2 protein-coding genes and 1 pseudogene are annotated in these 4,080 nt (G+C 67.0%); 1 reads left to right on the top strand and 2 read right to left on the bottom strand.

Annotated elements, in window-relative coordinates:
- Both AC27IO_RS21370 and ettA read right to left on the bottom strand, forming a co-directional pair.
- On the bottom strand, nucleotides 1-860 hold an 860-nt coding region (locus tag AC27IO_RS21370; protein ID WP_498740649.1), incomplete at its 3' end, for a DUF1631 family protein.
- A gap of 129 nt (nucleotides 861-989) precedes the next feature.
- A pseudogene (ettA, locus tag AC27IO_RS21365) lies at nucleotides 990-2,652 on the bottom strand (energy-dependent translational throttle protein EttA).
- Between the two features lie 401 nt (nucleotides 2,653-3,053).
- Between ettA and AC27IO_RS21360 the strand changes: the two are divergent.
- The coding region (locus tag AC27IO_RS21360) for a DEAD/DEAH box helicase (protein WP_498740647.1) at nucleotides 3,054-4,080 on the top strand (1,027 nt) is incomplete at its 3' end.

Raw genomic sequence — 4,080 nt, 5'->3', positions numbered from 1 at the left:
GCGGCGACGGGCGCCATGCCGTAGGCGAAGGCATCGCCAGAACTGGCGAGCATCTGGCGCAGCATGCCCACGGTCAGCAGGGCTTCCTCGGCCTCGGCGGCGAGCGGCATGCCCAGCGAGGCCGGGCCGCCACCGCCGCCCATGCCGCCGGGCATGCCGTACTGGCTGGGGTACGCGCCGGGATGGGGCGCGCCGTAGGTGCTCACGGGGCCGCCGTAGCCGCCGCCGTGGCTGCTGGGGTAGGCGCCACCGTAGCCGGTGGCACGCCCCGTTGACTGGCCGGCCTGACCCGCCACCGCATAGCCCACCGGGACGATGCCGTTGTCGCGAAGGCTCTGGGCGGCGGTTTTGTAGACGGAGACGAGTTCGTCGCCCAGCACCTTGCGCATGTGGGCCATCCACACTTGGCGGACCTCGGCGGACACGCCCGTGTCGCCCACCACCTGCTGCAGGGCGCGGATGTAGTTCTCGGGGCGCAGGGGATTGCGCTCGGGCTGCACGCGCTGCAGGCCCTGCGCGGAGCTGACCAGGGTGTTGAGCTCGGCCAGCGTGGCCTCGGTGGCATGCACCGCGATCTGCTGGGCCCGCGACAGCTCGACCTGGGCCAGCACCTCGGACTCGTCCATGAGCGACAGCTCGCCGAAGTCCATGCCCGTTTCGTCGCCCGGACGCGCGCGCGGGTTGGAGGGGCCTTCGGCGAACACCTCCAGCAAGGCCATGGGGTAGGCCTTGGCCAGGGCGTCCTCGTGCTGCTTGATCAGCCGCAGCGCATCCGCCAGCAGCGTGCGCTGCTGGATGTTGCGCTCGGTGGATTCATCGCTGGCCAGCGCCCCCTGGGTCACGCTGGTCAGCCGTCCCATCAACGCCTCGCCCTGCCGCACCGCGTTGACGACGCAGGCACGAAAGACCGTTCTGGACCGGGACGCGGGCAGGGACATGGTGGCGGGCGAGGAAAAGCGGCAGCAGCGACGATCCTAACGGGTTGTTGCTTACTTGAGTGCCTTGTAACGCATGCGCTTGGGCTTTGCGCCCTCTTCGCCCAGGCGTTTTTTTCTTGTCGGCTTCGTATTCCTGATAGTTTCCGTCAAAGAACACCCACTGGCTGTCGCCTTCCGCGGCCAGGATGTGCGTGGCGATCCGGTCCAGGAACCAGCGGTCATGGCTGATCACCAGCACGGTGCCGGCGTATTCCAGCAGCGCGTCTTCCAGGGCGCGGAGGGTTTCCACGTCCAGGTCGTTGGAGGGCTCGTCCAGCAGCAGGACGTTGCCGCCCGCGATCAGCGTCTTGGCCAGGTGCAGGCGCCCGCGTTCGCCCCCCGAGAGGCTGCCGACCTTCTTTTGCTGGTCCGAGCCGTTGAAGTTGAAGCGGCCCGCGTAGGCGCGGCTGGCCATCTGGAACTTGCCGACGTTCAGGATGTCCAGGCCGCCGGAGATGTCTTCCCACACGGTCTTGTCGTTGCCCAGCTCGTCGCGGTGCTGGTCCACGAACGCCATCTTGACGGTGGAACCCACCACCACCTGGCCGCTGTCCGGTTGCTCGCGGCCGGCCAGCAGCTTGAACAGCGTGGACTTGCCGGCGCCGTTGGGGCCGATGATGCCGACGATGGCGCCCGGGGGAACGCTGAAGCTCAGGTCGTCGATCAGCACGCGGTCGCCGAAGGACTTGCTGACGTTATGGAACTCGAACACCTGCTGGCCCAGGCGCTCGGCCACGGGGATGAAGATTTCCTGCGTTTCGTTGCGGCGCTGGTATTCGAAATCGCTCAGCTCCTCGAAGCGGGCCAGGCGCGACTTGCTCTTGGCCTGGCGGGCCTTGGGGTTCTGGCGCGACCATTCCAGTTCCTTCTTCAGGGCCTTGGCGTGGGCCTCTTCGCTCTTTTGCTCCTGCGCCAGGCGGTCGCCCTTTTGCTCCAGCCAGGTGCTGTAGTTGCCCTTCCATGGAATGCCGCGGCCGCGGTCCAGCTCCAGAATCCATTCAGCGGCGTTGTCGAGGAAGTAGCGATCGTGGGTGATGGCCACGACGGTGCCGGAAAAGCGCTTGAGGAACACTTCCAGCCACTCGACCGACTCGGCGTCCAAATGGTTGGTGGGCTCGTCGAGCAGCAGCATGTCGGGCTTGGACAGCAGCAGGCGGCACAGGGCCACGCGGCGCTTTTCGCCACCGGACAGCAGGCCGATCTTGGCATCCCAGGCGGGCAGGCGCAGTGCGTCGGCGGCGATCTCCAGCTGGTGCTCGGAGTCGGTACCGGCCGTGGCGATGATCGCCTCCAGCTGGGCCTGCTCGGCCGCCAGGGCGTCGAAGTCGGCGTCTTCGGCGCCGTAGGCCACATAGACCTCTTCCAGGCGCGCCTTGGCCGCGAACACCGCGCCCATCGACTCTTCCACGCTCTCGCGCACGGTGTGCTCGGGGTTGAGCTTGGGTTCCTGCTCCAGGTAGCCGATGGTCAGGCCCGGCATCGGAATGGCTTCGCCTTCGATTTCCTTGTCCACGCCGGCCATGATCTTGAGCAGCGTGGATTTGCCCGAGCCGTTCAGGCCGAGCACGCCGATCTTGGCGCCGGGGAAGAACGAAAGGGAAATGTCTTTCAAGATCTGCCGCTTCGGCGGCACGGTCTTGCTGACGCGGTTCATCGAATACACGTATTGGGCCATTGGCTTTCTTTCCTTAGATGGGGGCTGCGCTGCCGGGGGTGCACGAGCGGCCGGGGAGGCCTGCCGGAAAAGCGCGTTCAGGCGGATTATCGGATGCTTTGGCGCCGGCGCTTTCGGCAACCCCGCAACGCGGTGCCCGCGCGCGACAGTTTGCCCCAGGGGCGGCCCGCCCGCGCCGCCTGCGTAAAGCCCCGACCGCCGGCGGGCATCTCGTGCCACAATAGCGCCCAGCCACCGGCTCCAGTGATCGGTGGCCTCAGCAACCTGCTGGGGACGACGAAGCCGCCATGCGGCGTTCTGGCTCCCATTCGTGAATCCCATCTGCCTTGACTGGCCGCAGCCCCGACATGGGTCCTGCGACAGGCCGATGCCCCCAGCGCCCGGACAGGGCGTTTCCTTGAATGAACTTTGACGAACTGAATCTGGCCCCAGCCATTCTGAAGGCCGTGCACGAACAGGGTTACGAAACCCCGACCCCCATCCAGGCACAGGCCATCCCCGCCGTGCTCGAGGGCCACGATCTGCTCGCCGGCGCACAGACCGGCACCGGCAAGACCGCCGCCTTCACCCTGCCCATGCTGCACCGCCTCTCGCAAGGCACGGCCCCCAAGAGCAAGTTCGGCGGCAAGGGCGTGCGCGCCCTGGTGCTCACGCCCACGCGCGAACTCGCCGCCCAGGTCGAGGAATCCGTGCGCGACTACGGCAAATACGTCGACATCTCGTCCACCGTCGTCTTCGGCGGCGTGGGCATGAACCCGCAGATCGACCGCATCAAGCGCGGCGTGGATGTGCTGGTCGCCACCCCCGGCCGCCTGCTGGACCTGCAGCAGCAGGGCTTCCTGGACCTGTCCACGGTCGAGATCCTGGTGCTGGACGAAGCCGACCGCATGCTGGACATGGGCTTCATCCACGACGTGAAGAAGATCCTCGCCCTGGTGCCCAAGGACAAGCAGAGCCTGCTGTTCTCCGCCACGTTCAGCGACGAGATCCGCGAGCTGGCCAACACGCTGCTCAAGAACCCGCAGAGCATCCAGGTCACGCCGCGCAACACCACGGTGCAGCGCATCACGCAGGTGATCCACCCCGTGGGCCGGGGCAAGAAGAAGCAGGTGCTGCTGCACATCATCCAGGAGCACGACTGGAGCCAGGTACTGGTGTTCACCCGCACCAAGTTCGGCGCCAACAACGTGGCCGAGTTCCTCACCAAGAACGGCGTCAACGCCATGGCGCTGCACGGCAACAAGAGCCAGAGCGCCCGCACGCAGGCCCTGGCCGGCTTCAAGAGCGGCGACATCCGTGCGCTGGTGGCCACCGACATCGCGGCCCGCGGCATCGACATCGATGAGCTGCCGCACGTCGTCAACTACGAAATCCCCAACGTGTCGGAAGACTACGTGCACCGCATCGGCCGCACCGGCCGCGCGGGCG

Source organism: Acidovorax sp. KNOB132, from assembly GCF_057541515.1.
The sequence above is the reverse complement of the archived record's forward strand: the minus strand, read 5'-3'. Positions and strand labels throughout refer to the sequence as shown.